The following is a 16256-nucleotide window of genomic DNA, read 5'->3' on the forward strand; positions in this document are numbered from 1 at the left end:
ATAATTTGTAAGCCTTGGTTCAGATTTGAATCAAGGCTTTTTTGTTTTTTACCACAAAAGAGCAAAAGAACACAATAGTGATAAGAATTAGATAAATTAGGAATACTAAATTGATTCAACCAAAACCTTACTATCAATGGAAATTACTAAATCTTATGTAAATGATCTAACATATAAAATTAACGGAGCTGCTATTGAAGTTCATAAAGAATTAGGTCTTGGCTTACTAGAAAGCGTTTATCATCATGTCTGATTCATGAATTAAAAAGTCAAAACATTAAATTTCAAACAGAAAAAGTAATTCCCATAAATTATAAAGGACTTCAATTAGAGTCTAATTTGAGATGCGATTTGATCATTGAGGATTGTATTTGTTTAGAATTAATGGCAGTTAAGGAATTATTACCAGTTCATAAAGCGCAGCTATTAAGTTATATGCAGCTTTTAAAAGTACCGAAAGGGATACTCTTCAATTTTAATGTTTACAACTTATATAAAGACGGTCAAAAAACATTCGTAAACGATTATTTCAGATGGTTGATGTAAGTTGATGCATCCCTCTATTACAATTAATGTAATCTTAAGTGTTCTTTATTTCTTTTGTGGTTAAACTTAAAAAACCTTTAAATTAGCTCTTGAAGGCATTTGTCGGGTTAATGCCGTATGTAATCCAGCCGAAATAATTTTATTTTTGAGTTCATTCTAACTATTTGCCATGGTCAACAAAACAGTATATAATATGAAACAACCTGAATTAGGCCATAAAATCCAAAATTGGAGAAAGGCAAAAGGACTAACACAAGAAGAACTTGTAGAGAGATGTAATTTAAATGTTCGTACTCTTCAAAGAATTGAAGCAGGAGAGGTGCTCCCCAGAAGCTATACCGTAAAATCAATTTTAGATGTTTTAGAAGTAGATTTCTCAGCATTAAATCTTCCGGATACTTCTGAAAAAGATATCTACACATTATTAAAGCCTAATAAGAAATTTATCCAATGGGCTGCAGTTTTAGGAGTATTGTATTTATGCTTATCCTTTGTGGAAGGATTTATTGAAATAGGTTATTTCTATGATTTTGGAATAGAAGTATCTGGAGTTACTTACAGTTTAATAAAACTGGGGATTATGTTAAGTTTTTCAGTTTTCTACTATGTGTTTTATATCATAGGTAAAAAGCTGGATGATGGTTTATTAAAAGTAAGCGCTATTATTTTAATAGGTTTAATTGTGATAAGTAGTATAAATGATATTTCCGTTTTTTATACAGAATATATATCGATTGAATTTTCATTAATGATGACCTCCGTTGTTTTCGGAATAGGCTATACTTTATTAGGAATTGCTTTATTAATGAGAAAAGAGCTACTCGGGAATTTAGCGTTAGTTAGTGGGATTTTCGGAATAGTTTCAGGTGTTGGCTTCACTACCATCATTATGGCAATACCTGCATTATTTACTTTAACAATTTTTGAAATTTTACTGATTGTACTGATCGTGAGATTGGTAAGTAGTAATTCTAATGAATTAGCTGAATCAGTCACAGAGGTTTCAGCGGTAAATTCATAAAACTAATTACAAAAAAAGGGAGCTGATTAAAACCAACTCCCTTTTTAATTTATGATAATTCTATATTAGTCTTTCTGTATGCCCGGAACATTTTCAGGGCGTTTTGTTTGCCACTCAAATGTTTCCGCTTTCTTTTCTCTAGGAGCCACTTCATCTAAAGTATTAGAATCATACACTCTACCATTTTTAATCACATGCGTTAAAGTGTTGGTATTTCTGATCTCCTCCAATGGATTTTCTTCCATAATTAATAAATCAGCAATTTTACCTTCTTCTATACTTCCTAAGTCACCTTCTAAACCTAAGGCTTCAGCTCCTAAAATAGTAGCCGTTCTTAAGGCATCCATATTAGTCATTCCACCACTAGCTACTGACCAAAGCTCCCAGTGATATCCTAAACCTTGTAACTGACCATGACTCCCTACACCGCCTATTCCATCTGCTTCCACTAAATCTTTCATGAATTTAGCATGCTTAGGAAATACATGTTCCTCTTTCATAAACCAAGCACCTCTTCTTCTAGATTTTTGAGCTAATTCTTCATAAGGTGTGAAATACTGAAGCTTTTCATCATGATAAACATCTTCAGTAGCATAATAATATTCTTCAGCCCATGGTCCACCATAAGATACCAATAAAGTAGGAGTTACCGCCATTTTGGATTCTGCAATCGTTTGAACGGCATCTTTGTAAATCCCTACGATCGGTAAACTATGCTCATGACCTGGATATCCATCCAATAATTGAGTCATATTCAATTTATAATCTAATCCACCTTCAGTAGTTGGCATTAACTCCAACTCTTTAGCCGCCATGATAATCCACTGGCGCTGCTGACGATTTCCTACTAAATACATCTTAATACTTTTTGTATTGTAGTATTCGCTGTATTGTCTTAAAACATCTTTAGCATGTTCTAAAGATTTGATTTTATACATCCAATACCCCACACCAGGACCTGTACTATACACTCTAGGCCCATGAATCATTCCTGCATCTACCATATCAGAATACGTTAATACATCAGTGGTAGCGGTCTGTGGATCGCGAGTGGTAGTAACACCATAAGCCAAGTTAGCAGAATAAATCCATACTTGATTTTTGTGTAATCCCCAGTTTGGCCACATGTGCGCATGAGTATCCACAAAACCAGGTGTGATGGTTTTACCCTTAGCCTCTATGGTTTTAGCTCCTTTAGGAACTTCTAAGCTCCCACTTTCACCTACTGCTTTAATACGGTTATTTTCAATTAAAATATCGCCATTTTCGATCACTCCTTTATCTGTCATGGTGATGATGCGAGCGCCTTTAATTAAGATAGTTCCCTCTGGAATATCTTTTTTATAGGCTACCTTAATTTTTAACTCTTTAGCAGTGTAGCCTTCATCTTTCTTCTCTTCTTTTTTATCATCTGCTTTCTCGTCCTTGTCTTCTTCCTCTTTGTCTTCCTCAGAGTCTTTATCTTCTTCCTTCTCTTCTTTTTTCTTTTTAGCCGCTTCTTTTTTGGCTGTGGCTACGCTATCCGCATAAGCTTTACCTTCAGCCAAATCATAAATAAAGTGACTTGCACCTAATGACCAGTGTACTTTTTTGCTATCACCAGACCAAGCAGGGAATTCGCCTCCCATAACGGTTAATTTCATCGCAGGGAAAGCAGCATTGTCAGCTTTAGCTAATGAAATTTTAGGGGTTTGTCCGTATTTTGGAATGGTTACCGAATACACATCATTATTGATTTTCGCTAAGGCAGTTTCACCATCTGGCGAAATTCTGATTTCAGATGGTCTTGATGCTTTGTTGTTTTCTCTCCATGCTTTTTCATCACCAGGCAAAATATTATGAGAACCATCGTGCGCATGAATCATATCAATTGATGAGCCATAAGTGGTAATTCCGGTCAATTGCAAATGTTCTTTCTCATCCGTACCGTCCCATCTGATTGAAATCAGTCCTTTAGATCCATGATTTAAATAGATTCTATCGGATACTTTAGAGAAGTGAGGGGTGCTTCTGCCTTTTGCTTTGTCGATTAGCGTTACTTTTCCACCGTCAGCTGAAACCCACGCAATATCTTCCATCATTAAAGAGCCAAAAGGATCAATGGCATCCTTATACACTTGATTAGCTCCTCGGTTAAACACGATTCTGTTTTGGGTGTAAGACCATTCAGGATCTAAATATAAAGCTGGGTTTTGAGTTAATTTAACTGGCTTTCCTCTTCCACTCGCACTCACTTTATATAAGTGACCTCCTTCTTTTTCTTCCCAGGTAGCGAAAACGATCTGGCTTCCATCTGGTGACCAGGCAGGCATTGCCTCTGTAAATTCATGTTTCGTAACTCTTTTAGGTTCACCATCCGGTAAATCCATCACGTATAATCGGTTTAAAGCGGTAAAAGCTAATTTCGTTCCGTCCGGAGATGGAACCCCATCTCTGATTTGCGTTACAAAAGCTTCTTTTTCATCAGAAATAGGATAGTTGAATTTCAATCTTGGTCCTAATTCTAATTTTAAATCTACTTCGAAAGGAATTTCGGAAGCCGTTTTAGCATTGATATCTATTTTATGGATTTTACCTCCATAAGAAGCAATTAAGAATTTACTGTCCGGAGTGAATGACATAGCCGGGTAAACACCTAAAGGAGCAATAGACTCTTGCTCATCGCGCTGAACAGGATAGGCTAACCACTCTTCATCACCTGTTTTTAAGTTTCTTCTCACTAAGCCGGTTTCGGTTTCAAAACGAGTACCATACACTAACCATTTCCCATCAGGAGAAATAGTTGGAGTAAAGGCTGAGCCATAGCGTGAGGTGATGGTAGCCATATCACCATCTTCCATATCATAAGTTCCTATTTGATATTGTGGGAATTGTGCATTGTAATTCCAGGCTGATCTTCTTCTTGAGAAGTAAACTAATTTACCATCAGGGCTAACCGCAGGGTCAGTAGTTTTTAAATTATCTGGTTTATCAATTAGTTGTGCACCAGATCCACCTTCTTTATGGTAGATGTGTAGTTTAATATTTCTTCTACCTTTTGCGCCTACTATGTATTCGCCATCAGGCGTCCAGTCGGCTGAGAAATAATTTTGATTGTTATCTTTTGTGATTTGCTTCATTTCCTCAGAAGCTAAATCCATAGTCCAGATGTTGTCAGATCCACTTTTATCAGAAATGAATACGATGGATTTACCATCCGGGCTGTAACGAGGATGCACGTCATAAGCCATTCCTTCTGTAATCTTAGTGGCTTTTCCACCTGCAAAAGGAATTGAATAGATGTCTCCCATCATATCAAATAGAATGGTGGAGCCATCAGGACTCACATCTACAGAAAGCCAGGTACCTTCCTTGGTATTAAATTCAATTGTTCTTTCCGGCTCAAGCGGAAGTTCTTTCGTTGCTTTTTTTGTGCTGTCTGCTTTTTCCTCATCCTGAGCAATAGCTCCGAAATTAAGTAGAATTAAAGCAATCAGCCATGATAATATTTTATAATGCTTCATAGATTAATTGATTTATAAGAATAGAAATGTAGTGAATTTTGGCCATAATGTGTTTTAAAATGTTAGGAATGGTTTATATCCTACTTTTATGAATTTTATGAAATGCTAAATAGCTGACATTTTTATATGATACGCATCTTTAAATTGCCACTCTAATTCAAAAATGATATGAGAATACTAATAATACTTTCTAGCTTATTTCTAATGGCTTGCTCTAATCAAACTGAACAGAAGACTGAACAAGCCCATACCAATGATATTAAAGTCCAAAAAATAAATCCATTAGTGGCCTCAATTCAAGAAGCTCACCAGCTTGATGAATTGAGAAAGAAAGAGATTGTTTCTTTTGATATAAAACTGACTTTCAGAGGCAATGAAAGATTAAATGCAAGGATTTACTCTACTACCAATTCATCCAAAGTATTGGTTAAGAATTCAGAAAACACACGATTGCTATTTGATGGAAATGAAATTTGGATTCATCCTAAAGACAGCTTGTATGAGGGTGCAAGATTTGATGCTTTAACCTGGTCTTATTTTTTCATGGCCCCATTTAAGCTTAATGATCCTGGGACCCATCATACTCAAGCTGAGAAAATGAGTTACCAAAATGAGGATAGCCTTATGAGTTCGAAATTAACTTTTGGGGAGAATATAGGGGATGCGCCAGATGATTGGTACATATTATATCAAAATGAGAATAGTAATTTATTAGAAGCCATGGCTTATATCGTTACGTTTGGCGGTCGCGAGCAAGAGAAGGCTGCTCAAAATCCTCATGCTATTAGTTATTCTGATTATAAAAAAGTTGAAGGAATACCTTTTGCACACAAATGGAAATTCTGGAATTGGAGTGAAAAGAATGGTTTAGAAGATCAGTTAGGGGAGGCCACTATTTCTAATATACAATTCACGGATGATCATTCAGTTTTTAATAAATCAAAAGAAGCAGCTCCAGTCCCGAAATAATTAGGAATCTTCTAAATCAATATCTAAACGGCTTTTAAGGTATTTCTTTTCTTTATCAGCTAAGTTACTAGCAGCCTTCTTGATTGAATCATGAGTGGAGGCTCTATATTGATAGGCTTCTGTTTTGAACTTATACTCCTCATTAAATAGCAGGTAGTCGTAGGGCCCTTTTTTGCTGATAAGCTTTACAAAAATGGGACTCGTTTCTATGGCTATAAATAGGAATACGATAAAGGCATTAGCCCACCAAATAGCAGTGCTTTTGTCTGCCAGTCGGTCAAGCGCCTCCAGGCGAGCAGCAGGCCCGCCAATATCTTTAATGTTTAAAGCCGAAATTTCTGCAGCCTGTAAAGAATCTAATTGATTTAGTTGGGAGATTTTATTTTGAATGATCGGGTTATTTTGAGCTAACAACTGCTGAAGCTCTTTTTCGGATTGATCAGCATTCGCTTTTTTTATTTGATAGATAGGCCCGGGGTTCCTTTTCATAGTGCCTCCTGTACCATCAGCCTCTCTTCGGGCGAGTTCTCTTAATTCATTGCGTTCTTTTTCTTTTAGAGCGATTTCATTTTTGATCGAGTTTAACTCCTTACTGACTGATTCTTTCTGTTGATTAATTTGAGTAATGATTTTTTCTTTTTCAGCTGCTACCATTTCGGCTTGCATTACGCCAAGTTCAGCGTTGATTTCTTTTTCAAATATTTTAAGTTCCAGCGGTTTTGCGATAACGATTGAAATGAGAAGGGCTAATACTAATCTGGGAATAGCCATTAAAAACTCTTCTTTTAGCTTGCTTTTACGCATGCTGGAGACAATGAATCTGTCCAAATTAAAGATCATCAAGCCCCAGAGGAGACCAAGGCCAATTGCAATGAAATAGTGGTCAAATACAGTAAAGAATGCATAAGCTGCTGACAATGCAGCAAATAATCCAGTAAAAATGATAGTCACTCCTATGCCTACGTATTTACTTGAATCGGTAGGACATTGAGTTAACAGATTGATATCGGCACCGGAGCAATACCAGAAGAAATTCCTTATTTTATTCATTTGCAATTTTTTGTCTATTCAAAATTGCAAGTCTATCAATAGTAATGCCATCAGCTTATGCAGACATTAGGTGCGCTTTAGACTTTTTTAATTGTCCAAAATTGAACAATTAGCTTGTCCGAAATTAGTACGGATTGTTACGATAGTTGAGCTTCTACGTAGAAAATATAAAGGAATACTAGGACTATTCATCTTAGTAAAGTTATTTTAGGATAATACACTCATTTTTTGCAAAGACTCCTTACAAATGAGGACTAGCGGATATTATGCTTTAGGCTACAGCAATATTGATTTTCTTTTCATCTTTTTTCGTGCTTCATAAGTTGATTTTGCCTTATTTCGCATGATGAAGCAAGAGCGATTGATAAACCGTCCTTTTATAGCACTTGGGTTTAGTGCTTTTTTATTTTTCGCCAGCTTTAATATGATCATTCCTATGCTGCCCGACTTTCTTACTTCATTGGGTGGTGGAGAATATAAAGGTCTTATTATTTCATTGTTTACGATTACAGCAGGTCTTTCAAGACCTTTTAGTGGAAAGCTAGCCGATAAGATAGGTCGTTTGCCTGTAATGATTTTTGGGGCTACAGTATGCTTTGTAGCAGGCCTTGCTTATCCATTTGTAACAGGAATCATCGCATTTTTTGCCTTACGTTTACTTCATGGTTTTTCTACAGGGTTTACCCCTACAGGTAATGCAGCTTATGTAGCGGACATTGTTCCCATCCATAGAAGAGGGGAGGCAATGGGAATCATTGGTGTTGCTATTAGTATTGGGACTGCATCAGGTAATGCAATTGGGGGCTATATTGGAAGTGCTTTCCCAATAGATTATGTTTTCTACGCTTCTGCTATCACAGCGATTTTAAGTGTGATCATCTTATCGGGTATGAATGAAACTTTAGCAGATAAGGTCCAATTTAATTTTGGCCTGCTTAAATTAAAGCGACACGAGATTATTGAAAAAAGAGTCTTAGTTCCTGCTATTTATATGGCGTTGTCTGTTTTCTCTTTTGGTTTAGTATTAACGATTATGCCTGATTATAGTGCTCATTTAGGTATTAGCAATAAAGGCTTGTTTTTTGCCGTATTTGTATTGGCTTCTTTGGGGGTAAGAATATTTGCAGGTAAAATTTCCGATAAAGTGGGGCGTGTAAAGGTGCTGAAAGTTTCTTCCTTTTTACTAGCAGTAGCTATGGTGTTAATTGCTTTTTCATATTCATTATTAACATTAATTGGAGCTGGAATTATTTTCGGTTTAGCGGTAGGAATGAATTCGCCTACAGTTTTTGCCTGGGCTATTGATTTAGCAGAAGATCATAAAAGAGGAAAAGCTCTAGCAACTCTGTATATATTCTTAGAAATCGGAATCGGAATGGGAGCCTTTATATCGGGTTGGGTATACAGTAATGATGTGGAATTCTTTCCTCGTACTTTTTATACAGGAGCTGGAGTTGCGCTAGCAGGCTTTATTTATTTGAATATTGCTACTCGAATTAAGAAGATGAAGTAAGGATTATTTCCTATTAGTAAAAACAAATTATTTTATTTTCTACCAAACATATTTCCTTTCAGAGGTTATTAAAATATGCCCGAGTTACCAGAAGTAGAAAATTATAAGCGATATTTTGATGGCACTTCTATAGACCAAAAGATAGTGGGTTTTAGTTGTGCTGATGATCGTTTGTTGAAACAAGCTAAGGATGATTTTATCAGCCAATTAGTTGATAAGAAATTCACATCTTCAAAACGAATAGGGAAGTATTTTTTTGTTCAAACTGATGGGAAATCCACCCTAGTCATGCACTTTGGGATGACTGGTAAATTAACTTATTTTAAAGACATAGAAGATAGACCTAAATTTGCTCATATCATTTTTGAATTTGAGAATGGTTTTCATTTGGGCTTTGAAAATAAGCGAAAGTTTGGCTGGATGGATTTAGCTGATTCGGTTGAATCTTATCAAAAGGAAAAAAAGTTAAGTGAAGATGCAAGAGATTTATCTTGGGATGATTTTTATGCAGCTTTAAAGAATAGAAAAACCTTCATAAAACCTGTTTTATTAGATCAAAGCGTAGCCGCAGGTATTGGCAATTGGATGGCTGATGAAATTCTGTATCAAGCTAAGATTCACCCTGAGAGTAAGCTTGAAGCACTAAAAGAAGATCATCTGAAAACGGTTTTTGAATCGATGAAAAAAGTCATCGAAACAGCTATTGAAAAAGAAGCAGTTTATACTGACTTTCCTGAGGATTTCTTAATGCATAATCGGAATGAAGGGGGTAAATGTTATCATACTGGTGATGAAATAATAAAAACTAAAGTGGGAGGACGCGCCACCTACATTAGCCCTACATGGCAGGAAAAGATTCAATAGTAGATTTGAATTGTTTCAAGTAAGATTCCTGCATTGGCAGGAATGACGCTAGGAAAAACTTTCAAGAAAATTCTGTTAGAGTAAACTTAACCTTAATAATTTATTATTGTATTGAAACTAGTTTTAAATAGAAGCAATCACGGGAAAATGATTTAAAAGGTAATAAATGAAGTCAGCAAAGAACGTCATCCCTGCGGAGGCAGGGATCTATTGACCATGTTTATGTGATATAATCTGTGCTATTTAAAATCAGCTACTTCATCATACAAATCTTTAAAAGAAGGATTTTGTTCTTTAATAAGTTTTATTTTCCAATCTCTTTTCCATTTTTTAATTTGTTTTTCCCTGATAATAGCTTCTTCTATGGATTCGAAAAACTGAAAAAATATCAGGTCGGTGCATTTGTATTTCTTTGTGAACTCTGAACCTTCTCCAAATTTATGTTGATAACTCCTTCTAGCTAAATTTGCTGTAACTCCTGTGTAGAGTACAGTTCTGTTGTAATTGCTCACTATATATACGTAGCCACCTTTAGCGGTCATAGGTTGAAATTTTATGAACTAAGATAGAAAGTTTTATCAAAAAGATTCCTGCCTTCACAGGAATGACGCACGGTAAATGCATTGAATAGTAATCAAACTTTTAAGTCGATGTAATTACTATAAGCAATGGATTTAGGTGGTAAACAAAAGATAATGAGGTTCTTGTCTTTACAATAGATCTGGACATCTCACGTAGGAAAGGCACCATGAAATAGCTTTTCCAAAACCTTCACAAAAGTTCTTCTAAAATAAACTTAACTTCAATAGTTTATTCTGAGATCAATTCTATCCTATGTCTTAAAAAAAGTAGACATAGAAAATTATTCGGAGGTCTACAGACAGTGATCGCAAAGAACGTCATCCCTGCGGAGGCAGGGATCTAATTCGCTCGGTTATACTGTTACCCGCACACCAATTTATATCCGTAACCTCTGATATTCAATATCTGTAAATCAGGGTCTTTTTCAAGTTTTTTACGCAGCTTGCTGATGTATACATCCATGCTTCTCGCATTGAAAAAGTCTGCTGATCCCCATAATTTTTCAAGTATAAGCGAGCGATCTGTTAATTCATTTTGATGAAGAATTAACTCTTTTAAAACTTCCGATTCTTTACTGGTTAAATAAAGTTCTTCATGTTCAAATTTTAAAAGCTGCTTACCCGGATGGAAATTATACTTTCCTACTGGAGTCCATTCTTGATGAATAGGATTACTTTTACGTTCTAATAGTGCCTTAACTCTCACTATTAGTTCTTCCATGCTGAAAGGTTTTTTAACGTAATCATTGCCTCCTTTTTCGAAGCCTTCAATTACATCTTCTGTTGTTGATTTTGCTGTTAGGAATATGATAGGGATATAGGTATCTGAATTACGGACCTTTTTTGCCAAACTGAAACCATCCAATTTTGGCATCATTATGTCTAAAATGAGTAAATCATAATCATTTTGCTGATAGCTAAGCCAGGCTTTTTCACCATCTTCACAATGATCTACTTGAAAACCTCTGCTCTCAATGCTTTCTTTTAAAATTAAACCTAATGAAGGCTCATCCTCTGCTAATAAAAGTCTATAGTTTTTCTTCATGGTAAGCAAGCTTCAAAATGCGTAAGATTTTTGGAGATGTGTAACTCTAATTTTCCATCATGTTTTTCAATAACCTTTTTACTATAATAAAGTCCGATACCAAAACCTTTTACATTATGGATATTGCCATGAGGAATTCTATAAAATTTGTCGAATACCTTTTTAGATTGTGATTTGGATAGATTACCACCATTATCCATCACACTGAAACAATGATGATTTTCTTTAAATTGGTAAGTAAATTGAATTTCATTTCCTCCATATTTTAATGCATTATCAATAAGGTTAGAAAGGGCATTTTCTAAGTGAAACTTATCGGCTTCTAAAATATGCCTACTGTCGGCAAAATCACATATTATTTTTTTATCAGTATTATGATTTTGATATCGCTCGATTAATTCTTGGCAGAAAGTTGAAACTTGAATTGCTTCTTTTTTAATCATTAGCTTTTCGCTATCAAGAGTAGCGGTTTCTAATAATTTTTCTACCATAGCATTCATTTTATTGACTTGCTGCTGACCAATGTGAAGATACTTTTTAGTCTTCTCAGGATCATTCTCAGGATTGAAGTTTTGTAATGCCTCCACCGAGGTAGAAATGGTGGCTAAAGGTGTTTTGAATTCGTGGGTTATGTTGTTGATTAAATCATTCTTAATCTCGGCTAGATCTTTCTGATTTTTAATCGTTTTGTACAGAAAGCCTAAAACAAAAATTATCAATAGAAAGAAGGCTAAGGAGAAGCTACTATTGATAAATCCCTCTTGTAAAATTGCTAATGAAGCATTTTCATATGCAAGATTTACTTTTTCACTTGGAGGTAATAAGTCTTCATCAGCTGTGTAAAGTAGTGGCATGGCTTTAACAAGATCTTCATTATAGCTGCCGATAACAGAATCTTTTTTCAGATGCTGTATACCATAAGTAATATCTAAATTATTTTCTCTTAGTTCATCATTAAAGTAATTACTCAGTAATTCGAAATCTAGGGTATCTCTGCTAACAGAAATCACAAGTTTATTAGAAATGCTTTTCAATGAGAAAACGCTATCTGCGGCTTTTCTACCCGCCATCATCACGATATCATTCTTTTTATCAAGAAATACCTCTTCTTCCTTAAAGTCCCCTTCAATTACAATTTGGGTAATGTTTAATCCATCTAATTCTTTTACCTTTTTCTCCAGTATTTGACTTCCTTTTTCGGAGAATGGACTTTCGCTAAACCTTTGAAAGAAATCTCGAGTGATGGCATGACTTAATTCTGAGCTGTCAGTTTTAACTTTCTTTTTATTTCCTTCTTGGATATCAGTAATGACAATCACATCGGATTTTGATAATTCATCAAAATAATTTTTAAGAGCAGTATCAAATGCCAAGGTCACATCCTGAGTGAAATTATAATAGGCCTCCTTATAATTTTTGATAAAATAAAAACCATGAAATAATATAGCAGCAGTAAAAACTGTGATTATTAATATTCCGATCGCTTTGAATTTTCTTGAATTCATACTGCAAGATAAAGAAAAGCAATTAGCCAAATTCTGATTTAACACTCTTTAACATTCATTAACATTGTTTGAAAGCCAGCTTTAGTTGATTTGTATCAAACAAAAACACAATGATCATGAAATATCTAATTCTTACCCTATGTGGCCTATTCTTTTATAATGTATCAAATGCACAGCAATTTAGCGGGACTGCTACTTTTAAAAGTAGCAGTCAGATAGAACTTTCTTTAGATTCTACGGCAATGTCACCACAGCAAATGCAGGCTTTAAAACAGCAGTTGATTAAAAAGATGCAGAAGACCTATAAATTAAAATTCAATGCAAAAGAGTCTCTATGGGAACAGGAAGAGAGTGTAGATTCTGGCCCTGCAAAGGCTTCTTCAGGTGGAATGGAGCTAGCAATAATGGATGGCAGTTCCAAGGATAAAATGTACAGGAATTTAGAAGCTAAAGAATATAGAAATAGCCAGGAGATAATGGGTAAAAGATTTCTAATTGTAGATAGCCTACCGAATTATGAGTGGGAGATTACTGATGAAAGCAAAAAAATTGGTGATTATAACTGTCAAAAAGCCATTTACACCAGAATTTCAGATGCTAAAAGATTTGCTTCAGGAATGGATGAGATGGAAGTAATTAAAGATACTACAAAAGTTGAAGCCTGGTTTACCATGGATATTCCAGTAGCTCACGGACCAGTTCAATATTTTGGTTTACCAGGTTTAATTCTTGAATTGAAATCTAATGGCAGACATTTTATATGCACAGAAGTAAGTATGAATTATAAGGAAGTTGAAGAAATTAAAGTGCCTGATCAAGGAAAAGTGGTGACGAATGATGAATTTGAGAGTATTTCTGAAGAGAAGATGAAAGAGATGATGCAGCGATATAGAGGGAATGGGAATGATTCGAATATTGAAATTGTAATTGGCGGATAATCCTTGCTATGAAGACTTTTATACATCTCATTTTAATTACAGGCTTGCTCATATTCTCATTTAGCATTTCAGCCCAGGAAAAGGACTATTATCAGTTGAAAGGTAGAGTGATAGATTCGCTCAATCAATCAATTCCCTATGCTAATGTTCTGTTAAAGGATACTACAACTAATTCTATTAAAGCTTTTGCAGTAACCGATGAAGAAGGACGTTTTAAAATGACTATTGAAACTGATCAGCAATATGAACTTAGAGCAAGTTTTGTAGGCTTTGTTCCTTTTGTTCGAAATATTACTACAAATCCAAATCAAGTTCAGGATATTCTAATTCAATTATCACAGGATCAAGGATTGCTGAATGAGGTACAAGTGGTGAAAGAGATGCCTGTTACCATGTCTGGAGATACATTGATTTATAAAACTGAAGCTTTTACTACTGGAAAAGAAAGAAAGTTAGAGGATGTTCTAAAGGAATTACCAGGTGTTGAAGTTGAGGAGGATGGGAGTGTAAAAGTTCAAGGTAAAAGAGTGGATAAATTACTGGTGGAAGGGAAGCAGTTTTTTGATGGCGATAGTAAAATGGCGGTAAAGAACCTACCTGCTAAGGCTATCGATAGAGTGCAGGTGCTTAAAAATTATCAAGATAACTCCACTTTGAGAAATGTTAATACTAATGAAAATTTGGCTATGAACATCACGCTCAAAGAAGATCAAAAATCTTTAGTTTTTGGTGATGTTAGTTTGGGTGGAGGTCCTAAAAATAGCTATGCAGGCCATGCAAATGCATTTTACTACAGTGATGATTTAAGTGTGAATGCAATTTTGGACGCAAATAATATAGGGGAGCAAGCCTTCAATTATAATGACTTTCAAAGAATGCGTCAGGCTCAAAATCCTTGTGGAATTCAATCAGGAGCTTTGAAAATTGAAGATCAAAATAATGGAAATGCAATTCCTCAAAAAGATAGAACTCAAGTACAATCTTTGAGAAGTGCTTTTACAGGCTTAAATATTGCTTTTCAACCTTCAAAAAAGTGGCAGCATCAAGCATATCTAATTGCAAATAATGCGGAGGTTGATGAAAAACAAATTCAACAAAGACGCTTTTTAAGTGAGCAGGCTCCTGAACCAGAAAATAGTGAAAGTAATCAAATACAGAATTATGGAAATGTGCTGGGACAATACCAATTAGATTATGTGCCTTCCCCATTTAGTAATTGGCAATATAAAAGTCAATGGCTTGGCAATAGACTATCAGCAAATCAGAATATAAAATCCAGCTGGGCGGACGGACAACTTAGCGATATAGTGAACGATAGTGATGAATGGAGCTGGAACCAACAATTAAATTTTTATACTCAAATCAGTCCGGATCACATATTTTCAATAGAAAACCAATTTTTATGGCGCAATGAAAATGGTCAAAATGAGTGGGATTTACTATATGGATTGAATTCTGAGCAAGACTCTTCCATTTTCAGAGAGGAATTCTCACAAAAAAATACGAAAACACTGCAGTCAGAGCTCCATTATTATTGGATATGGAACAATAAAAATCATTTAGATTTATCAATGTCCTATCAATATCAGAATACTGATTTTAATCAAAATTTATTTAATGAGGCAAACTTGGATTTAGTGGATTATAAAATTGATAATTCAAGAGTCTGGTCAAATTCTGCAGTTGGTGCTCAATGGAAATCTAGAGTAGGTAGCTTTTTGTTCTTACCAGGGGTTAGTTACTTCTATTTAAATGATCAGAGGGATGCATTGAATAATGGTGAAAATAATGATAGGATTAGCAATCATTATGTGCTACCTAATTTTAGAGTAAAGTATGACATCAATAGTGTTCAGGGATTAAATTTAGTGTACAAACAAAATGTAAGAAGTCCACAAATAGAATGGTTGAGTAATGCATTACAATTAAGGTCATACCAAAATATATTCAGTGGAGATACAAATTTGCAGCCAGCGTTTTATAATATGCTTGAATTGAATTATCATTTCTTCAATTTATTTAATGGGATGAATGCTTTTTTCAGAGCTTCATATAACCAGGTTCAATATTCATTTCAGGAGGCCACTGATTTTAATGGACTCATAAATAATTCTTCCTTAATTAATAGTGGGGAACCGCAAAATGATGCACAATACAGTGGAAGATTGGATAAGAGGTTCAAATCATTTCGATTGACTTATGAATCGAATGGTATGTATCAAGAATATGCGAATAAGGTAAATGGTGAATTGTTAGACAATGAACAGTGGAGTTTGAACAATAGTCTTGCATTTCAAACCAATCTTGGTAAACACATTACCAGCAGTATAAAGTACTCGCTTCAAAATAATGAGTATACTAATGGGAATTCACAAAATGAATTCAATCTTCAAAGGTTTACTAACAAATGGGAGTCTAAATGGAGTGATAATTTTGAATTTGATTTCGAAATAGAATATCAAATATATGCCGGCACTAATACGAATAGTGACTGGTGGATAGCGAACTCCGAATTGAGTTATGAAATACCAAATTCAGCATTTCGATTTGATGCTCAAGTGTATAACTTATTCGATACAAAATCGGTGAATCGTGATTATTTATCAGAATATTTTGTGAGTACTTATCAAAATTTTATTCAAGGTAGAAGGATGATGTTTAGTGTGAATTATAATTTTTAACTAAAAAAAGTCATTAAAAATAAAAAAAGCCTGCAAAATC

Annotated in this window: 11 protein-coding genes and 1 pseudogene; 7 read left to right on the top strand and 5 right to left on the bottom strand. The window is 34.8% G+C overall.

All coding sequences use genetic code 11. The features are described 5' to 3' along the window. Positions 1 to 136 precede the first annotated feature (136 nt). Both QYS47_RS04175 and QYS47_RS04180 read left to right on the top strand, forming a co-directional pair. A pseudogene (locus tag QYS47_RS04175) lies at positions 137 to 546 on the top strand (GxxExxY protein). A gap of 193 nt (positions 547 to 739) precedes the next feature. Then, positions 740 to 1567: a helix-turn-helix domain-containing protein gene (locus QYS47_RS04180; RefSeq protein WP_322347826.1), complete on the top strand. Its 828-nt coding sequence runs from the start codon at positions 740 to 742 to the stop codon at positions 1565 to 1567. A 65-nt stretch (positions 1568 to 1632) separates the two neighbouring features. Here QYS47_RS04180 and QYS47_RS04185 read toward each other — a convergent pair whose 3' ends face one another. After that, positions 1633 to 5070, bottom strand: coding sequence for an amidohydrolase family protein (locus QYS47_RS04185; RefSeq protein ID WP_322347827.1), 3438 nt, complete (start codon positions 5068 to 5070; stop codon positions 1633 to 1635). Between the two features lie 168 nt (positions 5071 to 5238). Between QYS47_RS04185 and QYS47_RS04190 the strand changes: the two genes are divergently transcribed. Next, positions 5239 to 6039 carry a DUF6503 family protein gene (locus QYS47_RS04190; RefSeq protein WP_322347828.1) on the top strand — a complete coding sequence of 267 codons (801 nt, stop codon included), beginning with the start codon at positions 5239 to 5241 and terminating at the stop codon, positions 6037 to 6039. On the opposite strand, the gene QYS47_RS04195 is transcribed toward QYS47_RS04190, so the two are convergent. Then, positions 6040 to 7089, bottom strand: coding sequence for a DUF4407 domain-containing protein (locus QYS47_RS04195; protein ID WP_322347829.1), 1050 nt, complete (start codon positions 7087 to 7089; stop codon positions 6040 to 6042). A 346-nt stretch (positions 7090 to 7435) separates the two neighbouring features. On the opposite strand from QYS47_RS04195, the gene QYS47_RS04200 reads away from it, so the two are divergent. After that, positions 7436 to 8602 carry an MFS transporter gene (locus QYS47_RS04200; protein ID WP_407660372.1) on the top strand — a complete coding sequence of 389 codons (1167 nt, stop codon included), beginning with the start codon at positions 7436 to 7438 and terminating at the stop codon, positions 8600 to 8602. Positions 8603 to 8677: 75 nt separating this feature from the next. Next, on the top strand, positions 8678 to 9466 hold the full coding sequence (locus QYS47_RS04205; RefSeq protein WP_322347830.1) for an Fpg/Nei family DNA glycosylase: 789 nt from the start codon (positions 8678 to 8680) through the stop codon (positions 9464 to 9466). 239 nt (positions 9467 to 9705) lie between these two features. On the opposite strand, the gene QYS47_RS04210 is transcribed toward QYS47_RS04205, so the two are convergent. The 3 genes from QYS47_RS04210 to QYS47_RS04220 all read right to left on the bottom strand — a co-directional run bounded on the left by QYS47_RS04210 (position 9706) and on the right by QYS47_RS04220 (position 12597). Beyond that, positions 9706 to 10008, bottom strand: coding sequence for a GIY-YIG nuclease family protein (locus QYS47_RS04210; protein WP_302127697.1), 303 nt, complete (start codon positions 10006 to 10008; stop codon positions 9706 to 9708). Between the two features lie 400 nt (positions 10009 to 10408). Further along, complete coding sequence (locus QYS47_RS04215) at positions 10409 to 11092, bottom strand: response regulator transcription factor (RefSeq protein WP_322347831.1); 684 nt, start codon at positions 11090 to 11092, stop codon at positions 10409 to 10411. Further along, the gene (locus QYS47_RS04220; RefSeq protein WP_322347832.1) at positions 11089 to 12597 is read right to left on the bottom strand and encodes a sensor histidine kinase; all 1509 of its coding nucleotides are present in this window, start codon (positions 12595 to 12597) and stop codon (positions 11089 to 11091) included. The genes QYS47_RS04215 and QYS47_RS04220 overlap by 4 nt, the downstream gene beginning before the upstream one ends. A gap of 116 nt (positions 12598 to 12713) precedes the next feature. Between QYS47_RS04220 and QYS47_RS04225 the strand changes: the two genes are divergently transcribed. Together QYS47_RS04225 and QYS47_RS04230 are read left to right on the top strand one after the other, a co-directional pair. After that, positions 12714 to 13535: a GLPGLI family protein gene (locus QYS47_RS04225; protein WP_322347833.1), complete on the top strand. Its 822-nt coding sequence runs from the start codon at positions 12714 to 12716 to the stop codon at positions 13533 to 13535. 8 nt (positions 13536 to 13543) lie between these two features. After that, a complete protein-coding gene (locus tag QYS47_RS04230) occupies positions 13544 to 16216 on the top strand; it encodes a TonB-dependent receptor (protein ID WP_322347834.1) in 2673 nt (890 codons plus the stop codon). Positions 16217 to 16256: the final 40 nt, after the last annotated feature.

The organism is Marivirga arenosa (assembly GCF_030503875.2).
Classification (GTDB): domain Bacteria; phylum Bacteroidota; class Bacteroidia; order Cytophagales; family Cyclobacteriaceae; genus Marivirga; species Marivirga arenosa.